At 72.3% G+C, this 21,901-nt stretch carries 19 protein-coding genes and 1 pseudogene; 18 read left to right on the forward strand and 2 right to left on the reverse strand.

Going from position 1 to position 21,901, the window contains the following annotated elements:
• Positions 1 to 45 precede the first annotated feature (45 nt).
• From AB0903_RS02820 to AB0903_RS02855, 8 genes are all read left to right on the forward strand, one after another.
• On the forward strand, positions 46 to 1,152 hold the full coding sequence (locus AB0903_RS02820) for a quinone-dependent dihydroorotate dehydrogenase (RefSeq protein ID WP_366698257.1): 1,107 nt from the start codon (positions 46 to 48) through the stop codon (positions 1,150 to 1,152).
• Complete coding sequence (pyrF, locus tag AB0903_RS02825; RefSeq protein ID WP_366698259.1) at positions 1,149 to 1,991, forward strand: orotidine-5'-phosphate decarboxylase; 843 nt, start codon at positions 1,149 to 1,151, stop codon at positions 1,989 to 1,991. Before AB0903_RS02820 ends, pyrF begins: the two co-directional genes overlap by 4 nt.
• A 322-nt stretch (positions 1,992 to 2,313) precedes the next feature.
• A complete protein-coding gene (locus tag AB0903_RS02830; RefSeq protein WP_005319887.1) occupies positions 2,314 to 2,637 on the forward strand; it encodes an integration host factor in 324 nt (107 codons plus the stop codon).
• A gap of 38 nt (positions 2,638 to 2,675) precedes the next feature.
• Complete coding sequence (gene gmk / locus AB0903_RS02835; RefSeq protein ID WP_366698261.1) at positions 2,676 to 3,239, forward strand: guanylate kinase; 564 nt, start codon at positions 2,676 to 2,678, stop codon at positions 3,237 to 3,239.
• A gap of 42 nt (positions 3,240 to 3,281) precedes the next feature.
• Positions 3,282 to 3,554, forward strand: a complete 273-nt coding sequence (gene rpoZ / locus AB0903_RS02840; protein WP_005319902.1) for a DNA-directed RNA polymerase subunit omega — start codon at positions 3,282 to 3,284, stop codon at positions 3,552 to 3,554.
• 105 nt (positions 3,555 to 3,659) lie between these two features.
• Positions 3,660 to 4,886 carry a bifunctional phosphopantothenoylcysteine decarboxylase/phosphopantothenate--cysteine ligase CoaBC gene (gene coaBC, locus AB0903_RS02845; protein ID WP_366698263.1) on the forward strand — a complete coding sequence of 409 codons (1,227 nt, stop codon included), beginning with the start codon at positions 3,660 to 3,662 and terminating at the stop codon, positions 4,884 to 4,886.
• A 261-nt stretch (positions 4,887 to 5,147) separates the two neighbouring features.
• Positions 5,148 to 6,356, forward strand: a complete 1,209-nt coding sequence (metK, locus tag AB0903_RS02850; protein ID WP_366698265.1) for a methionine adenosyltransferase — start codon at positions 5,148 to 5,150, stop codon at positions 6,354 to 6,356.
• A 130-nt stretch (positions 6,357 to 6,486) separates the two neighbouring features.
• Positions 6,487 to 8,622 (forward strand): primosomal protein N', encoded by a 2,136-nt coding sequence (locus AB0903_RS02855; RefSeq protein ID WP_366698267.1) that lies wholly within the window; start codon positions 6,487 to 6,489, stop codon positions 8,620 to 8,622.
• Between the two features lie 620 nt (positions 8,623 to 9,242).
• Here the strand turns inward: AB0903_RS02855 and AB0903_RS02860 are convergent.
• Complete coding sequence (locus AB0903_RS02860; protein WP_366698269.1) at positions 9,243 to 9,752, reverse strand: hypothetical protein; 510 nt, start codon at positions 9,750 to 9,752, stop codon at positions 9,243 to 9,245.
• A 199-nt stretch (positions 9,753 to 9,951) separates the two neighbouring features.
• Between AB0903_RS02860 and fmt the strand changes: the two genes are divergently transcribed.
• The 6 genes from fmt (at position 9,952) to AB0903_RS02890 (ending at position 17,299) form a co-directional block, all read left to right on the forward strand.
• Entirely contained in the window at positions 9,952 to 10,896 is a 945-nt protein-coding gene (fmt, locus tag AB0903_RS02865; RefSeq protein WP_366698271.1) for a methionyl-tRNA formyltransferase, read from the forward strand.
• 32 nt (positions 10,897 to 10,928) lie between these two features.
• The gene (locus AB0903_RS02870; protein WP_366698273.1) at positions 10,929 to 12,362 is read left to right on the forward strand and encodes a transcription antitermination factor NusB; all 1,434 of its coding nucleotides are present in this window, start codon (positions 10,929 to 10,931) and stop codon (positions 12,360 to 12,362) included.
• 439 nt (positions 12,363 to 12,801) lie between these two features.
• On the forward strand, positions 12,802 to 13,488 hold the full coding sequence (gene rpe / locus AB0903_RS02875) for a ribulose-phosphate 3-epimerase (protein WP_366698275.1): 687 nt from the start codon (positions 12,802 to 12,804) through the stop codon (positions 13,486 to 13,488).
• Positions 13,489 to 13,602: 114 nt separating this feature from the next.
• Entirely contained in the window at positions 13,603 to 14,667 is a 1,065-nt protein-coding gene (locus AB0903_RS02880; RefSeq protein WP_366698277.1) for a sugar-binding domain-containing protein, read from the forward strand.
• 172 nt (positions 14,668 to 14,839) lie between these two features.
• Positions 14,840 to 16,282, forward strand: coding sequence for a GuaB1 family IMP dehydrogenase-related protein (locus AB0903_RS02885; RefSeq protein WP_366698279.1), 1,443 nt, complete (start codon positions 14,840 to 14,842; stop codon positions 16,280 to 16,282).
• Between the two features lie 201 nt (positions 16,283 to 16,483).
• Entirely contained in the window at positions 16,484 to 17,299 is an 816-nt protein-coding gene (locus AB0903_RS02890) for an RNA polymerase sigma factor SigF (protein WP_366698420.1), read from the forward strand.
• 285 nt (positions 17,300 to 17,584) lie between these two features.
• Here the strand turns inward: AB0903_RS02890 and AB0903_RS02895 are convergent, their stop codons facing one another.
• Positions 17,585 to 17,992: an ATP-binding protein gene (locus AB0903_RS02895; RefSeq protein ID WP_366698281.1), complete on the reverse strand. Its 408-nt coding sequence runs from the start codon at positions 17,990 to 17,992 to the stop codon at positions 17,585 to 17,587.
• Between the two features lie 376 nt (positions 17,993 to 18,368).
• Here AB0903_RS02895 and AB0903_RS02900 point away from each other — a divergent pair, with 376 nt between their 5' ends.
• The 4 genes and pseudogenes from AB0903_RS02900 (at position 18,369) to AB0903_RS02915 (ending at position 21,880) form a co-directional block, all read left to right on the forward strand.
• Entirely contained in the window at positions 18,369 to 19,814 is a 1,446-nt protein-coding gene (locus AB0903_RS02900) for an amino acid permease (RefSeq protein WP_366698283.1), read from the forward strand.
• A gap of 91 nt (positions 19,815 to 19,905) precedes the next feature.
• A complete protein-coding gene (locus AB0903_RS02905) occupies positions 19,906 to 20,358 on the forward strand; it encodes an Lrp/AsnC family transcriptional regulator (RefSeq protein WP_366698285.1) in 453 nt (150 codons plus the stop codon).
• 169 nt (positions 20,359 to 20,527) lie between these two features.
• Positions 20,528 to 20,833 (forward strand): annotated as a pseudogene (locus AB0903_RS02910) (SAV2148 family HEPN domain-containing protein); the annotation flags it as partial.
• Positions 20,834 to 21,046: 213 nt separating this feature from the next.
• Positions 21,047 to 21,880, forward strand: coding sequence for a carbon-nitrogen hydrolase family protein (locus AB0903_RS02915; RefSeq protein ID WP_366698422.1), 834 nt, complete (start codon positions 21,047 to 21,049; stop codon positions 21,878 to 21,880).
• Positions 21,881 to 21,901: the final 21 nt, after the last annotated feature.

A 21,901-nucleotide genomic window follows, 5' to 3' on the forward strand; every position in this document is an offset into this window, starting at 1 on the left:
GACACCGGAAACGGTGTCCCCCTCCTCATGAGGACACCACTTCCCATGTACAAGCTCTTCTTCAACCTCGTCTTCAAGCGGATGGACCCGGAGCAGGCGCACCACCTCGCCTTCCGCTGGATCCGGCTCGCGGTCCGCGTCCCCGTGCTGCGCACCTTCGTCGCCGCCGCACTCGCCCCCCGGTACAAGGAACTGCGCACCGAGGCGCTCGGCCTGCGGATGCACGGCCCGTTCGGGCTCGCCGCCGGCTTCGACAAGAACGCCGTCGCCGTCGACGGCATGTCGATGCTCGGCTTCGACCACGTCGAGATCGGCACGGTCACCGCGCAACCCCAGCCCGGCAACCCCAAGAAGCGCCTCTTCCGGCTCGTCCCCGACCGTGCGCTGATCAACCGGATGGGATTCAACAACGACGGCTCGGCCGCCGTCGCCGAACGGCTCGCGGCCCGCCGTGAGATCTTCCGTACCGTCGTCGGCGTCAACATCGGCAAGACCAAGGTCGTCCCCGAGGAGGAAGCGGTCGGCGACTACGTCACCTCCACCGAGCGCCTGGCCGCCCACGCCGACTACCTCGTCGTCAACGTCTCATCGCCCAACACGCCCGGTCTGCGCGACCTCCAGGCCACCGAGTCGCTGCGCCCGCTGCTGACCGCCGTGCGCGAGGCCGCCGACCGCACGGTCACCGGCCGGCGCGTCCCGCTCCTCGTCAAGATCGCGCCCGACCTCGCGGACGAGGACGTCGACGCCGTCGCCGACCTCGCCCTGGAGCTCGGCCTCGACGGCATCATCGCCACCAACACCACCATCGCCCGCGAGGGCCTGAAGTCACCGGCACACCTGACGAGCGAGACCGGCGGCCTGTCCGGCGCGCCCGTCAAGGAGCGCTCCCTGGAGGTCCTGCGCCGCCTCTACGCCCGTGTCGGCGACCGGATCACCCTCGTCGGCGTCGGCGGCGTCGAGAACGCGGAGGACGCCTGGCAGCGCATCCTCGCCGGCGCCACCCTCGTCCAGGGCTACAGCGCCTTCATCTACGAGGGCCCCTGCTACGCCCGCGCCATCCACAAGGGTCTGGCCGCGCGCCTCGCGGCGAGCCCGTACGCCACCCTCGCCGAGGCCGTCGGCGCCGAGACGCGAAAGGCCACCCGCGCATGACCGTCACTGAGACCTTCGGCGCTCGGCTGCGCCACGCCATGGACACCCGTGGCCCGCTGTGCGTCGGCATCGACCCGCACGCCTCGCTGCTCACGGCGTGGGGCCTGAACGACGACGTGGCCGGCCTGGAGCGCTTCACCCGTACGACCGTGGAGGCGCTGGCCGACCGGGTCGCCGTGCTCAAGCCGCAGTCCGCGTTCTTCGAGCGCTTCGGCTCGCGCGGCATCGCCGTGCTGGAGAAGGCCGTGTCGGAGGCACGGGCGGCCGGTGCGCTGGTGCTGATGGACGCCAAGCGGGGCGACATCGGCTCGACCATGGGCGCGTACGCACAGACGTACCTGCACAAGGACTCCCCGCTCTTCTCCGACGCGGTCACCGTCTCCCCGTACCTGGGCTTCGGCTCCCTGCGGCCCGCGCTGGACCAGGCCGTGCTGAGCGGCTGCGGTGTCTTCGTCCTGGCCCTCACCTCCAACCCGGAGGGCGCGGAGGTCCAGCGCTCCACCGCGGCAGGCGGCAGGTCGCTGGCCCAGGTGATGCTCGACCACATGGCCGCCGAGAACGCCGGTGCGCAGCCCCTCGGCTCGGTCGGCGCGGTCGTGGGCGCGACGCTCGGCGACGCCGGTGCGGACCTCGCCATCAACGGGCCGCTGCTCGCCCCCGGCATCGGTGCGCAGGGTGCGACGCCGGCCGACCTCCCGCGGGTCTTCGGCGCGGCGGTGCGCAACGTGGTGCCGAGCGTGAGCCGTGGCGTCCTGAAGCAGGGACCGGACGCGGCCGGGCTGCGATCGGCGGCGGACCGGTTCGCCGCCGAGGTCCGCGCGGCCGTCGGGGACGCCTAGCAGCGGCAGAGGGGGCTGCGGGAGGGGCGCGGGACCGGTGGCGGACCGGCCGTGAAGCGGCGCCGGCGTCCTGCCGGAGACTGCTTTGACTTTTTCTTCACGCAAAACCCGGTTATTTTGCCTGAAATGTCCCGATCGGTCGATGCTGACCAGGACTTTTCGTCTGTTCTCGCTGACTGGAGCGGTCATGGCCGCTAGTCTCCGTCGAAGAGAGAACGTGCAGGGCGGACGCACTGCGTTGCACGTTGCTCGCCCTGGTGTGGGGCAACTAGGTTCCTCACTGGTCCGTATCCGACAGTTCGACATCCGAGGTGACGTAGGCGTGGCTCTTCCGCCCCTTACCCCTGAACAGCGCGCAGCCGCGCTCGAAAAGGCCGCCGCGGCTCGCCGGGAGCGGGCCGAGGTCAAGAATCGACTCAAGCACTCCGGCGCCTCGCTCCACGAGGTCATCAAGCAGGGTCAGGAGAACGACGTCATCGGCAAGATGAAGGTCTCCGCCCTCCTCGAGTCCCTGCCGGGCGTGGGCAAGGTCCGCGCCAAGCAGATCATGGAGCGGCTCGGCATCTCCGAGAGCCGCCGCGTGCGAGGTCTCGGCTCCAACCAGATCGCCTCCCTGGAGCGCGAGTTCGGCGGTGGCGCCGCCTGACGTTCCCGGGCACTCCCGAGAACCTGGATAATCGCTGCATGGCAGCAGAGGTACGTCCGCGGCTGACCGTGCTCTCCGGCCCCTCCGGGGTCGGCAAGAGCACGGTCGTCGCCCATATGCGCAAGGTCCACCCCGACGTCTGGCTCTCGGTGTCGGCAACCACCCGGAAGCCACGCCCCGGCGAGAAGCACGGCGTCCAGTACTTCTTCGTCAGCGACGAGGAGTTCGACAAGCTGGTCGCCAACGGCGAGCTGCTGGAGTGGGCCGAGTTCGCGGGCAACCGCTACGGCACGCCCCGCCGCGCGGTCCTCGACCGCATCGAGGCGGGCGAGCCCGTGCTGCTGGAGATCGATCTTCAGGGTGCCCGGCAGGTCAAGGAGTCCATGCCGGAGTCACGGCTGGTTTTCCTCGCCCCGCCGAGCTGGGAGGAGCTGGTGCGCCGCCTCACCGGCCGCGGCACCGAGTCCCCCGAGGTCATCGAGCGCCGGCTGACGGTCGCCAGGGTGGAGCTGGCGGCCGAGCCGGAGTTCGACACCACCTTGGTCAACACCTCCGTCGAGGACGTGGCGCGCGAGCTGCTAGCCTTGATGGCAGTTGTTTGATCTTTTGTCCGATCTTTCTGCAAGTTCTTCGGAAGGCATAGCGTGTCCTCTTCCATCACCGCGCCCGAGGGCATCATCAACCCTCCGATCGACGAGCTGCTCGAGGCTACCGACTCGAAGTACAGCCTCGTGATCTACGCGGCCAAGCGCGCCCGTCAGATCAACGCGTACTACTCGCAGCTCGGTGAGGGCCTGCTCGAGTACGTCGGGCCCCTGGTGGACACCCACGTCCACGAGAAGCCGCTCTCGATCGCCCTGCGCGAGATCAACGCGGGTCTGCTGACGTCCGAGGCCATCGAGGGCCCGGCCCAGTAGCCGCGAGAAGTCCTTCCACCACAGGCCCGGCGCAGCAGCTGCCGGGCCTGTGGTGTGTCATGAGGTGGTGTGTCATGAAGACGTGGCCGAGTGCGGGGAGACACAGTGGATCAGGCAGTGGGCCGGGCGGCGGACAAGCCGAAGGTCGTTCTCGGGGTCAGCGGCGGCATCGCCGCCTACAAGGCGTGCGAACTGCTGCGCAGACTGACCGAATCCGGCCATGACGTCCGGGTCGTACCGACCGCGTCGGCCCTGAACTTCGTCGGGGCGGCGACCTGGTCCGCGCTTTCCGGCCACCCCGTCTCCACCGAGGTGTGGTCCGACGTCCACGAGGTCCCACACGTACGCATCGGACAGCACGCCGACCTCGTCGTGGTCGCGCCCGCCACCGCCGACCTGCTGGCCAAGGCCGCGCACGGCCTCGCCGACGACCTGCTGACCAACACGCTCCTCACCGCCCGCTGCCCGGTCGTCCTCGCTCCGGCGATGCACACCGAGATGTGGGAGCACCCCGCCACCCGGGAGAACGTCGCCACGCTGCGCCGCCGCGGGGCCGTCGTCGTCGAACCCGCCGTCGGCCGGCTCACCGGTGTCGACACGGGCAAGGGCCGGCTGCCCGACCCGGACGAGATCTTCGAGACCTGCCGGCGGGTTCTCGCCCGCGGCGTGCGGGCCCCCGACCTGGCCGGACGCCATGTCGTCGTCAGCGCCGGCGGCACCCGCGAACCTCTCGACCCGGTCCGCTACCTGGGCAACCGCTCCTCCGGCAAGCAGGGCTACGCGCTCGCCCGTACGGCGGCCGCTCGCGGCGCCCGCGTCACGCTCGTCGAGGCCAACACCGGGCTGCCGGACCCCGCCGGTGTCGACGTCGTCCACGTCGGTACGGCCGTGCAGCTCCGCGAGGCCGTGCTGAAGGCCGCCGCGGACGCCGACTGCGTGGTCATGGCCGCCGCCGTCGCGGACTTCCGCCCCGCGGCCTACGCCGAGGGGAAGATCAAGAAGAAGGACGGCGTCGAGGCGCCGACCGTCACCCTGGTCCGCAACCCCGACATCCTCGCCGAGATCTCGGCGGAGCGGGCCCGTCCCCGCCAGGTGATCGTCGGCTTCGCCGCGGAGACCGACGACGTGCTCGCCAACGGCCGCGACAAGCTGCGCCGCAAAGGCTGCGACCTGCTCGTCGTCAACGAGGTGGGGGAGCGCAGGACCTTCGGGTCCGAGGAGAACGAGGCCGTCGTGCTGGCCGCCGACGGCGGTGAGACGCAGGTGCCGCACGGCCCCAAGGAGGCCCTGGCCGACATCGTCTGGGACCTGGTCGCGCCGCGTCTGCTCTGAGAAGCTCGCCGAACACGAGGCGGCGTGCGGGTGACGACCCGGCGACGGGAAACCCGTGAAATGTGACGGATCGCTCGCTCTCAGACGCTATCGTCGTACCGACTACGGCCGTGACCCCAGGTCAGCGGACTCCCAGCCTGCGAGACGGGTTGTCCGCTGCCGGAGTCCGACCGATAAACTGGTCGTGGAACGTCGCGGGGCGCAGCCCCCTGCCGGTCCGCCAATGATCAGCCAGCAGCCGCTGCAACCCCAGGGAGCGATGTGTCCCGCCGTCTCTTCACCTCGGAGTCCGTGACCGAGGGCCACCCCGACAAGATCGCCGATCAGATCAGCGACACCATTCTCGACGCCCTCCTGCGGGAGGACCCGACGTCCCGGGTAGCCGTGGAGACCTTGATCACCACCGGCCTTGTGCACGTCGCCGGTGAAGTGACCACCAAGGCGTACGCCGACATCCCCACGCTCGTGCGGAACAAGATCCTCGAGATCGGCTACGACTCCTCGAAGAAGGGCTTCGACGGCGCCTCCTGCGGCGTCTCCGTGTCCATCGGCGCCCAGTCGCCGGACATCGCGCAGGGCGTCGACACCGCCTACGAGAAGCGGGTCGAGGGCGACGAGGACGAGCTGGACAAGCAGGGTGCCGGCGACCAGGGCCTGATGTTCGGGTACGCGTGCGACGAGACGCCCGAGCTGATGCCGCTGCCGATCAACCTCGCGCACCGGCTCTCCCGCCGCCTGTCCGAGGTTCGCAAGAACGGGACCATCCCCTACCTGCGCCCGGACGGCAAGACGCAGGTCACCATCGAGTACGACGGTGACAAGGCCGTCCGCCTCGACACCGTGGTCGTCTCCTCGCAGCACGCCTCCGACATCGACCTCGACTCGCTGCTCGCGCCCGACATCCGCGAGTTCGTCGTCGAGCACGTGCTGAAGCAGCTCGTCGAGGACGGCATCAAGCTGGACACCGACGGCTACCGCCTCCTGGTGAACCCGACCGGCCGCTTCGAGATCGGCGGCCCCATGGGCGACGCCGGCCTGACCGGCCGCAAGATCATCATCGACACGTACGGCGGCATGGCGCGTCACGGCGGCGGCGCCTTCTCCGGCAAGGACCCGTCGAAGGTCGACCGCTCGGCCGCCTACGCGATGCGCTGGGTCGCCAAGAACGTGGTGGCCGCCGGCCTCGCCGCGCGCTGCGAGGTCCAGGTCGCGTACGCGATCGGCAAGGCCGAGCCGGTGGGCCTGTTCGTCGAGACCTTCGGCACCGCCACCGTCGACGTCGACAGGATCGAGCAGGCCATCACCCAGGTCTTCGACCTGCGCCCGGCCGCGATCATCCGCGACCTCGACCTGCTGCGCCCGATCTACGCCCAGACCGCGGCGTACGGCCACTTCGGCCGCGAGCTCCCCGACTTCACCTGGGAGCGCACCGACCGGGTGGACGCGCTGCGCGCGGCGGCGGGCCTGTAGCCCTCACCGCTCAGGCATCGCATCAGGGCCCCGGACCGCGAACGCGAACGGTCCGGGGCCCCGGTGTGTACCGGGCGGCTCCGGTCGTCGGCGGCCGGTGCTGTCAGTGCGCTCTGGCAGGATCTCTACCGTGAGCAGCGACGACAGGCAGCCCGTGGAGCCCGCAGGTGACGGGCCGGAGCAGCTTGCGCTCATCCGCGAGAGCGTGCGCAGGGCGAAGGTGCCCAAGGCCAAGCCGCGCACCTGGCGCGGGGCCGCGCTCGCCAAGGACCTGCCCGTCGCGCGAGTCATGGTCAACAAGGGCGTTCTCCACCTCGACCAGTACTTCGACTACGCCGTCCCCGAGGAGCTCGACGCCGACGCCCGTCCCGGGGTGCGGGTGCGAGTGCGCTTCGGGGCCGGGGCGCACCGGATCCGCGACGGGCGCCGTGAGGGCGGCGGGCTCGTCGACGGCTTCCTCATCGAGCGTCGCGCCGAATCCGACTACTCGGGCGCGCTGGCCGCGCTCGCCTACGTCGTCTCGCCGGAACCGGTGCTCAGCCCGGACATCCTCGGCCTCGCCCGTGCCGTCGCCGACCGCTATGCGGGCAGCCTCGCCGACGTGCTCCAGCTCGCCATCCCTCCCAGGAACGGCCGCGCCGAAGCCAAACCGTCACCGGCGCCGCTGCCGCCGCCCCCGGCGCCCGGCCCCGGCACCTGGGAGCGGTACGGGCGGGGCCCCGCCTTCATCGAATCCCTCGGGGCCGGCGGAGCGCCGCGTGCCGTGTGGACCGCTCTGCCGGGGCCGCACTGGCCCGACGAACTGGCCCGCGCCGTGGCCGCCACCCTCTCCTCAGGTCGGGGCGCGGTCGTCGTCGTCCCCGACGGCCGGCGCGCCGCCCGGGTCGACGCCGCGCTCACCGCGCTGCTCGGCGAGGGGCACCACGCCCTGCTGACCGCCGAATCGGGGCCGGAGAAGCGGTACGGCCAGTGGCTCGCCGTACGCCGTCAATCCGTCCGCGCGGTGATCGGGACCAGGGCCGCGATGTTCGCGCCCGTGCGGGACCTGGGGCTGGTCGTCGTCTGGGACGACGGGGACTCCAGCCACAGCGACGACAACGCCCCCTTCCCGCACGTCCGCGAGGTCCTCGAACTACGGGCCGCCCACGACGGATGCGCCTTCCTGCTGGGCAGCACCGGCTGCACCGTCGAGGCCGCCCAGCTCGTCGAGAGCGGCTGGGCGGCGCCGCTCGTCGCCGACCGGCCGCAGGTCCGGGACCACGCGCCCCTGGTGCGGACCGTCGGCGATCACGACCTCGCCCGGGACGAGGCCGCCCGCGCCGCACGGCTGCCCAGCATCGCCTGGCAGGCCGTCCGGGACGGGCTCGCCCACGGCCCCGTGCTCGTGCAGGTGCCACGACGCGGCTACGCGCCCAGGCTCGCCTGCGAGCGCTGCCGCACACCCGCCCGCTGCCGCCAGTGCGCCGGCCCCCTCGAAGCACCCGACGAACACGCCCTGCGGTGCGGCTGGTGCGGACGCGACGAACCCGCGTGGCACTGCGCCGCCTGCGGATCCGCACGGCTGCGGGCCCAGATCGTGGGCGCCCGCCGCACGGCAGAGGAACTCGGCCGTGCGTTCCCCGCCGTGCCGGTACGGACCTCGGGGCGGGACCACATCCTCGACTCGGTGCCGTCGCGGCCCGCGCTCGTCGTCTCCACGCCCGGCGCCGAACCCGTCGCCGACGGTGGATACGCGGCCGCACTCCTCCTCGACGGCTGGGCCATGCTCGGCCGGCCCGACCTGCGGGCCGGTGAGGAGGCGCTGCGCCGCTGGATCGCGGCGGGAGCGCTGGTGCGGCCGCAGGCGGAAGGAGGCGTCGTGGTCGTCGTCGCCGAACCGACGCTGCGTCCTGTGCAGGCACTCGTGCGCTGGGACCCGGTGGGGCACGCCGTGCGGGAACTCGCGGAGCGGGCCGAGCTGGGCTTCCCGCCGGTCTCCCGGATGGCGGAGGTGACGGGGCGCGCGTCCACCGTGACCGCCTTCCTGGCAGGCGCGGGGCTTCCGGACGAGGCGGAGGTGCTGGGGCCGGTCGCCCTGCCGGCGCCGCGGGTGCGGCGGACGGGCGACCCGCCTGCGGGGGAGCAGTGGGAGCGGGCGCTGGTCCGGGTGCCACCGGGGAAAGGCGCGGCGCTGGCCGCCGCGCTCAAGTCGGCCCAGGCGGCACGCTTGGCGCGCGGCGGCCCGGACCAGGTCCGTCTCCGCATCGACCCCCCGGACATCGGCTGAGGGGCACCTGCGCTCCGGGAGGGTGCGTCGTGGGCGACGTGGCACCTTCCGGTCCGGCGCAGGGTCCGGCTGCCCGCACGGGTGCACTGGGTGGAGCCCGATCCGGGGTCCGCACGGCCGACCGCCCACCCCGCGCCTCCCTTGGGCCCGGGGCGGGGCCCCGGTTCCGGGAAGGGGGCTGCTCCCGGCCCGCACCTGCTCACCGGCGGGGGCGAGACCGCTGCCTCGGGGGAGGGGGACGCGCAGGGGGTCGTGTCCGGGACGTGAAGCGTCGCAACTCGCGCGGAGCGCGGTGAGGAAAGCAGTCCCGGACATGACCACCGGAGCGGCACCCGGACGCCATACGGACAAGACCGGGCCAGCCCAAGGGCGCCACGCGGACCGGGCCGGCCTTGCCCGGGGACGTCAGGCGGACAAGACCGGGCCCCGCCCGGGGGCGTCACGCGGACCGGGCCGGGCCCGCCCGGTACGTGGACGGGTCCGGGCGAGCCCGGGGCGTACTCCGGGCCGGGCCGGGGGCCGCCCGGAAAGCGCACCGGGCCGGGCCCCGCCAGGGGGCGTAGCAGGGAGCGGGCGCGCTCGGGAGCGGGAAGCCGGTGGGCCGCCCGCACAAGGGCCCGTCAGCTGTTGCGGGGGCCCGGGAATGCCCCCGGGCGCGCGTCCGTCGCCTGGGGTGGCATGGAGCGCGCCGCGGGAACCGCGGCCAGCCCCGGCGGCGGGAGCGTCCGGGGCGCCGCCGGGGCCTCGCCCTCCGCCGACGCGGCGGCAGGCGCAGCCGCGGCCTGCCGCCGGGAGCCGTAACGGCGGTGCACCGCCTGCTTGGTGACCCCGAGCGCCGAGCCGACAGCGTCCCAGGAGAAGCCGAGGGAGCGGTCGAAGTCCACGGCGGCGGTCACAAGGGTTTCGACGCTGTCCCGTAGCTCCTGCGCGAGGCGGACGGTCGGGGCGGGGGCCCTGCCGTAGACAACGAAGCCCGTGGAGGGGCCGGAGCGGCGCGGGCGGTAGACGTTCCCCAGCTGGGCGGTCAGCGTGCGCAACGCGTCCACCTGCCGGCGGACCCGCTCGATGTCCCGCACCAACAGGTGCAGACTGGCCCGGGCTTGGGCGTCGTGGGTTGCGTGGTCGGCCATTGACAAGCCTCTCGAACCGGCGATTAAAAGGGTCAATCTCTCTTGACCAACGCGTCGGCGGCCGGTCTGGTCACGCTTCGGGGCGTATGCGCATATGCGCGGGGCGCACGGTCTCCCGTACGCCCCCTGCGGTCAGGGCTCATAGACTGGTGTGCTGCTCGTCACCGCACGCACCCGCCTGAGAGGCAGTCAGCCACCGATGAAGCTCGTCTTCGCAGGTACCCCCGAGGTCGCCGTCCCCGCCCTGGACGCTCTGATCGCCTCCGACCGGCACGAGGTCGCCGCAGTCGTCACCCGGCCCGACGCGCCCGCCGGTCGCGGCCGGCGGCTGGTCGCGAGCCCGGTCGCCCAGCGCGCGGCCGACGCCGGGATCGAGGTGCTGAAGCCGGCGAAGCCGCGCGACGAGGAGTTCCTGGCGCGGCTGCGCGAGATCGCCCCCGACTGCTGCCCGGTCGTCGCCTACGGTGCACTGCTGCCGAGGGTGGCGCTCGACGTGCCGGCACGGGGCTGGGTGAATCTGCACTTCTCGCTGCTGCCGGCCTGGCGGGGCGCCGCCCCGGTGCAGCACGCGATCCTGGCCGGGGACGAGATGACGGGCGCCTCGACGTTCCAGATCGAGGAGGGGCTCGACTCCGGCCCGGTCTACGGGGTGATCACCGAACCCGTCCGCCCGACGGACACCAGCGGCGACCTGCTGACGCGGCTGGCCTTCGCCGGGGCGGGACTGCTCGCGGCGACCATGGACGGCATCGAGGACGGCACGCTGCACGCCGTGCCGCAGCCGGCCGAGGGCGTCACCCTCGCGCCGAAGATCACCGTCGAGGACGCCCACGTCGACTGGTCCGCACCCGCGCTCCGTGTCGCCCGGGTCGTCCGGGGCTGCACACCGGCACCGGGCGCCTGGACGGTCTTCCGCGGGGAGCGGCTCAAGCTCGTCCAGGTCGGTCTGCTGCCGGACCGCAAGGACCTCGGGCCGGGCGAGCTCGACGCGGGCAAGAATTACGTCCACGTCGGCACCGGCTCGCACGCCGTCGAACTCGTCTGGGTCCAGCCGCAGGGCAAGAAGCCGATGCGTGCGGCCGACTGGGCGCGTGGTGTGCGGATCACCCATGGTGAGAGCGTCGGCGCACCGGTCGTAGGCTGAGAGGGATCAGCCCTTCGAACGCGGAGCACCTTGTGAGTGAGCAGTCCCGTCAGCGTCCCCCCAAGCCGCACCGGCGCCCCAAGAAGGACCCCGTGCGGATCCTCGCCTTCGAGGTGCTGCGGGCCGTCGACGAGAGGGACGCCTACGCCAACCTCGTCCTGCCGCCGCTGCTGAGGAAGGCGCGGGAGAAGGAGGGCTTCGACGGGCGGGACGCGGCGCTGGCCACCGAGCTGGTGTACGGGACGCTGCGCCGCCAGGGCACCTACGACGCGATCATCGCCGCCTGCATCGACCGGCCGCTGCGCGAGGTCGACCCGCCCGTGCTGGACGTCCTCGCGCTCGGTGCCCACCAGCTGCTGGGCACGCGGATCCCGACCCACGCGGCGGTCTCCGCGAGCGTGGAGCTGGCGCGTGTGGTGCTCGGCGACGGGCGCGCGAAGTTCGTGAACGCCGTGCTCCGCAAGATCTCGCAGCACGACCTGGACGCCTGGCTGGAGCGGGTCGCGCCGCCGTACGAGGAGGACGCGGAGGACCATCTCGCGGTCGTCCACTCGCACCCCAGGTGGGTCGTCTCGGCGCTGTGGGACTCGCTCGGCGAGGGCCGCGCGGGCATCGAGGACCTCCTGGAGGCCGACAACGAGCGGCCGGAGGTCACGCTGGTCGCCCGGCCCGGCCGGTCGACCCCCGACGAACTGCTCGACGTCCTCGGCGAGGACTCCGGACTGCCCGGCCGCTGGTCCCCGTACGCCGTGCGGCTGGCCGAGGGCGGTGAGCCGGGCGCCATCGAGGCCGTGCGGGACGGGCGGGCGGGTGTCCAGGACGAGGGCAGCCAACTCGTGGCGATCGCCCTGGCGAACGCGCCGCTGGAGGGCGGTGACGAGCGCTGGCTCGACGGGTGCGCCGGTCCGGGCGGCAAGGCTGCGCTGCTCGGCGCCCTCGCGGCGGACCGCGGCGCCTCGCTGCTGGCCTCGGAGAAGCAGCCGCACCGGGCCAGGCTGGTCGAGCGGGCGCTCGCCGGCAACCCGGGCCCGTACCAGGTGATCGCGGCCGACGGTACGCGTCCGCCGTGGCGTGAGGGCTCCTTCGACCGGGTGCTCGTCGACGTCCCGTGCACGGGTCTGGGCGCGCTCCGCCGCCGCCCGGAGGCCCGCTGGCGCCGGCGCCCGGAGGATCTGGACGGCTTCGCCCCGCTCCAGCGCGAACTGCTGCGCGAGGCGTTGAAGGCCGTACGCGTGGGCGGCGTGGTCGGCTACGCGACCTGCTCCCCGCATCTGGCGGAGACACGCGTCGTCGTGGACGACGTGCTGCGTGGCCGCGGCGGCCCGGCGGCAGACGCGGAACTGCTGGACGCCCGCCCGCTGATGCCCGGCGTCCCCGCGCTCGGCGACGGCCCCGACGTACAGCTGTGGCCGCATCTGCACGGCACGGACGCCATGTACCTGGCCCTTCTGCGCCGCACCGGCTGAGACGACCCGGGCGGCGTCCCATCGGCCCCGGCCCGGCCGGCGGGACGGCGAGGACCGGGCCGCGCGCGTTCGCGCCGACGCCGTCGGGGTGCGCTCATTGGTCCGGCCGTGGCCCCGGCCGCGCGCGCTCGCGCCGACGCCGGTCCGCCGGAGCCGGACGGCTCCGGCAGGGGGCGCAGAGCGCCGGGCCCGCGTCGGCGCGCCACCAGGTTGATCCGCTCGGGGCCGGTCGGTGCGCCGCCCGGTACTTGCAGACCGTCGCGACGAGTCCCGGCGTGCGGACGACTGCGGCCGTCGCCGGGACCGAGCGCGGCTCCGTGGGGGTCACGAACGAAATCACCGGGATTGGGATGGACTGGAGCGGTCCGGTCCCTCCTTGGCCCGGGCCGATTGCGGTCCCGGGGCCGGGAACCGGCCGAGGGCATGGCAGTCTTGGCGCATGGCCGTTCAGATCAATCCCAGCATTCTCTCCGCGGACTTCTCCCGCCTGGCGGAAGAGGCCAAGGCCGTCGAGGGTGCCGACTGGCTCCACGTCGACGTGATGGACAACCACTTCGTGCCCAATCTGACCCTGGGCGTGCCGGTCGTGGAGTCGCTCGCCAAGGCGACGGACACCCCGCTGGACTGCCATCTGATGATCGAGGACCCGGACCGCTGGGCCCCTCAGTACGTCGAGGCCGGGGCGGGGTCCGTCACGTTCCACGTCGAGGCAGCGGCCGCTCCGGTACGGCTGGCGCGCGAGATCCGGGCGAAAGGCGCGCGGGCCTCGATGGCGCTGAAGCCGGCCACCCCGATCGAACCCTACGAGGACCTGCTTCCCGAGCTCGACATGCTCCTGATCATGACGGTGGAGCCCGGCTTCGGAGGTCAGGCGTTCCTCGACATCATGCTGCCGAAGATCCGCCGCACCCGTGAGCTGGTCTCCAAGCACGGGCTTCAGCTGTGGCTGCAGGTCGACGGCGGGGTGTCGTCATCGACCATCGAGCGGTGCGCGGAAGCCGGCGCGGATGTGTTCGTGGCCGGCTCCGCGGTCTACGGCGCGGAAGACCCCGCAGCGGCGGTGCGGAAGCTGCGTGACCAGGCGGCCGCGGTGACCGCCTCCGCTCCCTGGGCCTGCGCCCACTGAAGACGACGGCGCCCTGTTCAACCGATGTTGGCCCAGCGGGGCTGATCAAGGAGGGACGGATCTGACAGGATGGCGGGTCCGGAGTGTGTGCAGCGGTAGTGAACTGTGTACGGCATGAACAGCAGTGAGGAGATCGCGGTGTCTGCTAGGTCGGCGGGACGGTCTGCCCTGCGGATGGGACCCGCCGAGCTTGTACAGGCGGCGGCCATGGCCCGCCGCTTCTACCTCGAGGGCAAGTCCAAGATCCAGATCGCGGAGGAGTTCGGCGTCAGCCGTTTCAAGGTCGCGAGGGTCCTGGAGACGGCGCTCGAGCGTGATCTGGTCCGGATCGAGATCCGCGTCCCCGCGGAACTGGACGCGGAGCGCTCCGACGCGCTGCGCGCCCACTACGGTCTGCGGCACGCGGTCGTCGTCGAGTCCCCGGCCGAGGGCGCCGACGAGTCGCCCGACCCGGAGAATCTGGGCGAGGTGGCCGCCGACCTGCTCGGCGAGCTGGTCGACGAGGGCGATGTGCTGGGCCTGGCCTGGGGCCGCTCCACCATCCACATGGCCGCCGCCCTCGACCGGCTGCCGCCGTGCACGGTCGTCCAGCTCACCGGCGTGTACGACGCCGGCACCGCAGAGCGCGGCTCGGTCGAGGCGGTGCGAAGAGCGGCCCAGGTGTCGGGCGGCGAGGCGCACCCCATCTACGCCCCGATGCTGCTGCCCGACCCCGCGACGGCCGCTGCCCTGCGCCACCAGACCGGTATCGCGCGGGCCTTCGAGTACTTCGACAAGGTCACCGTCGCCTGCGTCTCGATCGGCTCCTGGGAGCCCGGCATCTCCACGGTCCACGACATGCTGTCGGACGAGGAGCGCGCACACTACGCCTCGCTCGGCGTGGCGGCGGAGATGTCCGCCCACCTCTTCGACACCCACGGCCGCCGGGTCGGCCGAGACCTCGGCGAGCGCTGCATCACCGTCGAGGCCGACCGGCTGCGCCGGATCCCCGAGGTCGTCGCCATCGCGGGCGGGCCGCGCAAGGCTGAGGCCATCGCCGCCGTGCTCCGCTCCGGACTGGTCACCAGCCTGGTGACGGACACGGCCGCCGCCGATCTGCTGCTCGCCGCGTCCCCGAATCCGCGCCCGGCGCTGGAGCGGGCGGACCCGGACGACCAGGGCATCGCGTCGGGCCGGTAGCGGCGGGCCGTCCGCGCGCGGCTTCTTGTGCGATCGGACCAAGCCACCCCCGCTGACCTGGACGATTGTCCCGGGACGGTCAGGGGCGCCGGCATGGGAGAATGAAGTACGTGCGATTTCCTCCGGCCGCATCGTCGGGGGGCCGACTCCGATCGACTGGGATGCTAAGCACGTGCGTTTCCTCAATGACATCAAGCCGCCGTACGACCTCACGTACGACGATGTGTTCATGGTGCCGAGCCGCTCGGCCGTCGGCTCGCGGCAGGGCGTGGACCTCGCCGCCCCGGACGGGACCGGCACGACCGTGCCGCTGGTCGTGGCCAATATGACGGCCATCGCCGGCCGCCGGATGGCCGAGACCGTCGCCCGCCGCGGCGGCCTCGTCGTCATCCCCCAGGACATCCCGATCGAGGTCGTCACCGAGGTCATCTCCTGGGTGAAGACCCGCCACCACGTGCTGGACACCCCGATCGTCCTGGCGCCCCACCAGACCGTCGCCGACGCGCTGTCCCTGCTGTCGAAGCGGGCGCACGGCGCCGGCGTCGTCGTGGACGAGGACCGCCGCCCCGTGGGCATCGTCACCGACCACGACCTGGCCGGGGTCGACCGCTTCACGCAGCTGTCCGAGGTCATGTCGAAGGACCTGCTGCTGCTCGACGCGGACATCGACCCGCGCGAGGCGTTCAACATCCTCGACGGCGCCAACCGGCGCTATGCCCCCGCCGTCGACGGCGAGGGCAAGCTGGCCGGTGTGCTCACCCGCAAGGGCGCGCTCCGCGCGACCCTCTACACGCCCGCCGTCGACGACGGGGGGAGGCTGCGCATCGCCGCCGCCGTCGGCATCAACGGCGACGTGGCGGGCAAGGCGAAGCAGTTGCTCGACGCGGGCGTCGACACGCTCGTCGTCGACACGGCACACGGCCACCAGGAGTCGATGATCACGGCGGTCAAGGCCGTGCGCGCGCTCGACCCGCAGGTGCCGATCGTCGCGGGAAACGTCGTCGCCGCCGAGGGCGTACGCGATCTGATCGAGGCCGGCGCGGACATCGTCAAGGTAGGCGTGGGCCCCGGTGCCATGTGCACGACCCGCATGATGACCGGCGTCGGCCGGCCGCAGTTCTCCGCCGTTCTGGAATGCGCCGCTGAGGCGAAGAAGTTCGGCAAGCACGTCTGGGCGGACGGTGGCGTCCGGCACCCGCGCGACGTGGCCATGGCGCTGGCCGCCGGCGCGTCCAACGTCATGATCGGGTCGTGGTTCGCCGGGACGTACGAGTCCCCCGGCGACCTCCAGCAGGCCCCCGACGGGCGCCTGTACAAGGAGTCCTTCGGCATGGCGTCCAAGCGTGCCGTGCGCAACCGGACCAGCGAGGAGTCCGCGTACGACCGGGCCCGCAAGGGCCTCTTCGAGGAGGGGATCTCGCACTCGCGGATGTTCCTGGACTCGGCCCGGCCGGGCGTCGAGGACCTGATCGACTCGATCATCGCGGGCGTCCGGTCCTCGTGCACCTACGCCGGAGCGGGCTCCCTCGAGGAGTTCGCCGAGAAGGCGATCGTGGGCATCCAGAGCGCCGCCGGCTACGCGGAGGGCAAGCCCCTGCACGCCAGCTGGAACTGACCGCACGTCACGTCGGCCGGCCCCTCACACCTGTGGGGGGCCGGACCTCGTTGTTTTCGGCCAACTGCGCTTCATGCGCATGTGCCCGGCGAACCGGGGTAAGCGCTCTTTCGCACTGACATCGGAGCAGGGGAGGACGAAGTGTCCACGGCGAGCACGGTCCCGACCGAACTCACGCAGCCTGGAGTGCAGCGCCCCGACATGACGGCGCTGGATCTCCCGGTGGTGGAGAACCCGGGGGAGGTTGCACCGAAGGACGCACGTGAGATCTCGAGAGTCTTCTTCGTGCGGCTCGCCTCCCTCGAGGAGGGCACCCACGAGTACCAGTACGTGCGCAACACCCTCATCGAGCTCAATGTGGCCCTGGTGAAGTACGCGGCGGGCCGCTTCCGCAACCGTGCGGAGCAGATGGAGGACATCGTCCAGGTCGGCACGATCGGCCTGATCAAGGCGATCGATCGGTTCGAACTGAGCCGCGAGGTGGAGTTCGCGACGTTCGCCGTCCCGTACATCGTCGGAGAGATCAAGCGGTTCTTCCGCGACACGAGCTGGGCCGTGCACGTGCCGCGCCGGCTCCAGGAGCTGCGGATCGACCTGGCCAAGGCCGTGGACGAGCTCTCCCAGAAGCTGGACCACACACCCACCACCGCGGAACTCGCGGAGCACCTCGGCCTGGACGAGGAAGAGGTCATCGAGGGCGTGGTCGCGAGCAACGGCTACACGGCCGGTTCCATCGACATGCCCATGGACGACGCGTCGGACCACGCGGCGGTGCCGCTGTCCGACCGGCTCGGCGAGCCGGACGCCGAGCTGGAGACGGCGGAGAACGTGCAGGCGCTCAAGCCTCTCATCGAGGAGCTCGACGACCGCGACCGGCGGATCCTGCAGATGAGGTTCGGCGCGGAGATGACACAGTCGGAGATCGGCGAGGAGCTGGGCGTGTCCCAGATGCATGTGTCCCGGCTGCTGTCGCGGATCACCGGACGGCTGCGTGAAGGGCTGCTCGTGGTGGAGTGACCGAGCGGGCCCGCCGCCCGCGGCGGACATCCTCCGGAACCCCGGCCCGGCGGCGGACGCCGCGTGGCTCCGGGAGACCGATACCAATGCCCCCCACGGGCAGAAGCGGCGTCCTGCCCGGGCAGGACGCCGCTTCTGTGTCGCGCTTCTGTGCCGTGTCGGCGTTGTGTCGGCGCGGGCGTCGTCCGGTTCGGATCGTGGCGACCGAGCTGTGCCGGCGCGGGCGTCGTCCGGGCCTCGGGCGTTGTGCCGGCTCGGACCCCTCGGCCGCGCCGTGACGTTCCTTCAGTAGGCCGTGGTGGACGTCGCCTGGCGCTCCCACGTCGCCTGGATGCTCTTGCCGCAGGGGAGTTGACGGACCTCGACACGGCCGGCGAGCCGCTGCACCATGTGCCAGCCGAATCCGCCGCCGCCCGCGAAATCCGGCTCCCGGGCGATGGGCGGCTGCGGGCTGGAGTCGTCCATCTGCACGAGCAGCATGTCGTGTCCCGCCGTGAGGCGCAGCCGCCACCAGCCGGCGGTGTGGCGCACGGCGTTGGTGACGAGTTCGGAGACGACCAGCAGCACCGCGTCCGGGTCGACCCAGGGACAGTGCTGCAGCAGAAACTCCGCGGCGGCCGTACGGGCGCCCGCGCTGTGCCTGCTCTCCTCGTGCGGCGATTCCTCGATCACCACCTGCGGCTGTGCGTTCATCACGGCTCGCATACCCAGAAGTCGCAGAAGTATCAACGTCGCGAACGGGCCATGTCCCGTCGTGCCGCCCCGAGTGTCCCGCGCCCGGGTTCCCCAGGGGCCGCGGCACGCCCGGCTGATGCGGAGGCGAGGGTCCCTTACGTCGGAGCGCAATGTTTCCCCGTGGCTCCCGGCAGCGCGCAATGATCGGCCGCCGATGCGCAACAACGATGCATTACGGCTGTGACCAGCAGACTCGTAGGCTCGACCCCCGTACCAGGAGTGGCGGTGACCGCCGGCTCGGCGGTTCCCTCACCCATGCGCGGGCTTCTTCCGCCTGTCCGCGGGCCGCCGCAGGGCCGCCCCCGCCGACCCGCAGCGATGAAGGAGCCCTCACGTGCTGGACCACGGCGCAGCGCCACCCACGACCGAGCCGTCGCCGGACAAGCCCCGAGTGCCCGGCTCCCGTCTGATGCGGCGCAAGCCGGTCGAACGCCTGGTCGCCGAGGGCGAAGGCGGTGCGCTCCGCCGCTCGCTGTCCATGTGGCAGCTGACCATGATCAGCATCGGCGCCACACTCGGCACCGGCATCTTCGTCGTCCTCGGCGAAGCGGTCCCCGAGGCGGGCCCCGCCGTCACCGTCTCGTTCGTGATCGCCGGCCTGACCGCCCTCTTCTCCGCCCTGTCGTACGCGGAACTGGCCGGCACCATCCCGGTCGCCGGCTCCTCCTACTCGTACGCGTACGCCACCATGGGCGAACTCGTCGCCTGGGTCTGCGGCTGGTGCCTCATCCTCGAGTACGGGGTCTCCGTCGCCGCGGTCGCGGTGGGCTGGGGCGAGTACGTCAACGAACTGCTCGCCGGCACCATCGGCGTCACCATCCCCGACGCGATCTCCGCTCCGCCCGGCGACGGTGGCTTCTTCAACCTGCCGGCGCTGATCGTGGTGCTCCTCGCCATGGTCTTCCTGCTCGGCGGTGCCCGCGAGAGCGCACGCGCCAACACGATCATGGTCGTCGTCAAGGTCGCCGCGCTGGTGCTCTTCTGCGCCGTCGGCGTCCAGGGCTTCCGCAGCGGCAACTACGAGAACTTCATGCCGCTCGGCATGGCCGGTGTCAGCGCCGCCGGAGCCTCGCTGTTCTTCTCGTACATCGGTTTCGACGCCGCCTCCACGGCAGGCGAGGAGGCGAAGAACCCGCAGCGGGACCTGCCACGCGCCATCATGCTGTCTCTGCTGATCGTCACCACGCTCTACGTCCTGGTCGCTGCCGTCGCCGTCGGAGCCCGTCCCTGGGAGGGCTTCGGCGACTCGGAGGCCGCGCTGGCCGGAATCATGGAGGACGTCACCGGCCAGAGCTTCTGGGCCGTGCTCCTCGCCGCCGGTGCCGTCATCGCCATCGCCAGCGTCGTGCTGACCGTGCTGTACGGGCAGACGCGCATCCTGTTCGCGATGTCGCGTGACGGCCTGGTGCCGAAGGTGTTCTCCCGGGTGCACAAGAAGAGCGGCGCGCCGCGCGCCAACACGGTGATCGTCTCGCTGTTCTGCGGCGTGCTCGCCGCCGCGGTCCCCCTCGGACAGCTGGCCGATGCCACCAGCATCGGTACGCTCTTCGCGTTCGCCCTGGTCAACGTGGCCGTCGTCGTGCTGCGACGGACCCGGCCGGAGATGAAGCGCACCTTCCGGGTGCCGTTGTCGCCGCTGTTCCCGGTGCTCGGCTTCGCGTTCTGCGTGTGGATGATGTTCAGCCTCGACACCGTCACGTGGATCGTGTTCGGCGTCTGGATGGCGGCGGGCCTCGCGGTCTACTTCGGCTACGGCATGCGCCGGTCCGCGCTGCGGTGACCGCGCGAGGACGATGTCCCACGTGTCCTGATGGATACTGTCCTGACCGGGGAACGTCGTTCCCCGGCACGGACCGAGCATGGTGTGAAAGTTGCTGAACGACCTCGACGAGCGGATCGTCCACGCCCTGGCGGAGGACGCCCGCCGCTCCTACGCCGACATCGGCACGATGGTGGGGCTGTCCGCCCCGGCGGTGAAGCGCCGGGTGGACCGGCTACGGGCAGAAGGCGCCATCACGGGCTTCACCGTACGGGTCGATCCCAAGGCGCTCGGCTGGGCGACCGAGGGGTTCATCGAGATCTACTGCAGCCGCAACACGTCGCCGGAGGCGATCGAGCGCGGCCTGAAGCGCTACCCGGAGGTCGCGTCCGCGTCCACCGTGACCGGTGAGGCGGACGCGATCGTCCAGGTCTTCGCCTCCGACATGCGGCACTTCGAGCGGGTTCTCGAGCGGATCGCGGGCGAGCCGTTCGTGGAACGCACGAAGTCGGTGCTGGTGCTGTCGCCGCTGCTGCGGCGCTTCTCGTCGGGGGCGCCGGCGTAATCCGCCAGCGCCCGTACCGCCGCGCGGGGCTCGTCCCCGCCCCGTCCCTTCCCGAAGCCGGGCCGCGCCCGGACCCTGTCACCGCGCTTCCCGCGGTGTCGTCGAGGCTCCGCCCCGGACTCCCGCACCGCGCTTCGCTCGGTGGCCTCGATCGCCGGCCGGGCCGGAGATGCCCGGCGGCGGGATCGCTCCGCGAAACCAGGTTCAACGGCGGGGGCACGTACAGCCTCGCGGGTGGTACCTCCCGCGTCCGTCAGGGCGCAGGGGGAGTCGGAGGCATGGGGCTCCGGGGCGGAGCCCGACGAGACCGGCAGGGCACCGGTTCCGCCAAGGATCGAGGCGCGGGGGTGTCGGCGGACGCCTGGAGCGAGGAGCTACGCGTGCCCGGCGGGCCGGCCGCGCCGACATCCGGCTGAATCCGGTCGAACAGCGGCTGCGGGCGGTCGTGGCCGCCGTGCTCCGCCCGGGAGCCCCGGTAAGCGGACCCCGGGCCCGGACCCCGGGTCGGGAAGGGGCGGGTGGGGAAAGGGCCCGGGACCCGAGCCCGTGCAACGAATCGTCGGATCCCGCCACCACGACGCAACGGATCGCCCGCCCGTGCGCAACGCTCGCGCCTTGTCCCGGTCGAGTGCCTGACCGTACCGTCATAGGCGTCTCCCTTTCACCCGCCCCATGCCCGAGGTCACCCATGCCCCTGCGCACCGCACTGCTCCAGAGTTCCGGCCGACCGGGCTCGGTCGCCGAGAACCTGAAGGTGCTGGACGAGGCCGCGGGCCGGGCAGCCGGGGCCGGCGCGGGGCTGCTCGTCTGCCCCGAGATGTTCCTGACCGGGTACGCGATCGGGGACGACGTACCGGTGCTGGCCGAACCGGCGGACGGGCCGGGCGCGGCCGCGGTCGCGGAGATCGCGGTACGCCACGGCATCGCGGTGCACTACGGCTACCCCGAGCGCGCGGGCGAGCGAAGCGGGACGGGGGTCCCTCCGTCCGAAGGCCAAGGGGTGATCCACAACTCCGCCCAGCTGATCGACGCGTCCGGCGACCGGCTCGCGAACTACCGCAAGACGCACCTCTTCGGCGCCTTCGAGGAGCGGTGGTTCACCCCGGGCGACGAGCCGGTCGTCCAGGCCGAACTCGACGGCGTCCGCATCGGCATGCTGATCTGCTACGACGTGGAGTTCCCGGAGAACGTCCGGGCCCACGCCCTGGCCGGCACCGACCTCCTGCTCGTCCCCACCGCGCTGATGCATCCCTTCCCCTTCGTGGCCGAGTCCCTCGTGCCCGTCCGGGCGTTCGAGAGCCAGCTCTACATCGCGTACGCGAACCGGACCGGGTACGAGGGGGAGTTCGAGTTCACCGGCCTCAGCTGCCTCGCCGGTCCCGACGGGACGGCCCGCGCCCGTGCCGGGCGCGGTGAGGAGCTCGTGATCGGCGACGTCGACTCCGTGCTGCTCGGCGCCTCGCGGGAGGCCAACCCGTATCTGCGGGACCGCCGCCCGGGGCTGTACGGCTCGCTGAACTGACGCCGACGTCCCTTCCCTCTG

This window comes from Streptomyces sp. NPDC048389, assembly GCF_040706335.1.
Classification (GTDB): Bacteria; Actinomycetota; Actinomycetes; order Streptomycetales; family Streptomycetaceae; genus Streptomyces.

Bases quoted from the DNA above. Each gene is read 5' to 3' on its own strand.
- pyrF (WP_366698259.1), top strand. From the start codon at position 1,149: ATGACCGTCACTGAGACCTTCGGCGCTCGGCTGCGCCACGCCATGGAC.
- AB0903_RS02880 (WP_366698277.1), top strand. From the start codon at position 13,603: ATGAACAGCAGTGAGGAGATCGCGGTGTCTGCTAGGTCGGCGGGACGG.
- AB0903_RS02895 (WP_366698281.1), bottom strand. From the start codon at position 17,992: ATGAACGCACAGCCGCAGGTGGTGATCGAGGAATCGCCGCACGAGGAG.
- gmk (WP_366698261.1), top strand. From the start codon at position 2,676: ATGGCAGCAGAGGTACGTCCGCGGCTGACCGTGCTCTCCGGCCCCTCC.
- AB0903_RS02915 (WP_366698422.1), top strand. From the start codon at position 21,047: ATGCCCCTGCGCACCGCACTGCTCCAGAGTTCCGGCCGACCGGGCTCG.
- AB0903_RS02860 (WP_366698269.1), bottom strand. From the start codon at position 9,752: ATGGCCGACCACGCAACCCACGACGCCCAAGCCCGGGCCAGTCTGCAC.
- rpe (WP_366698275.1), top strand. From the start codon at position 12,802: ATGGCCGTTCAGATCAATCCCAGCATTCTCTCCGCGGACTTCTCCCGC.
- AB0903_RS02820 (WP_366698257.1), top strand. From the start codon at position 46: ATGTACAAGCTCTTCTTCAACCTCGTCTTCAAGCGGATGGACCCGGAG.
- fmt (WP_366698271.1), top strand. From the start codon at position 9,952: ATGAAGCTCGTCTTCGCAGGTACCCCCGAGGTCGCCGTCCCCGCCCTG.
- AB0903_RS02890 (WP_366698420.1), top strand. From the start codon at position 16,484: ATGACGGCGCTGGATCTCCCGGTGGTGGAGAACCCGGGGGAGGTTGCA.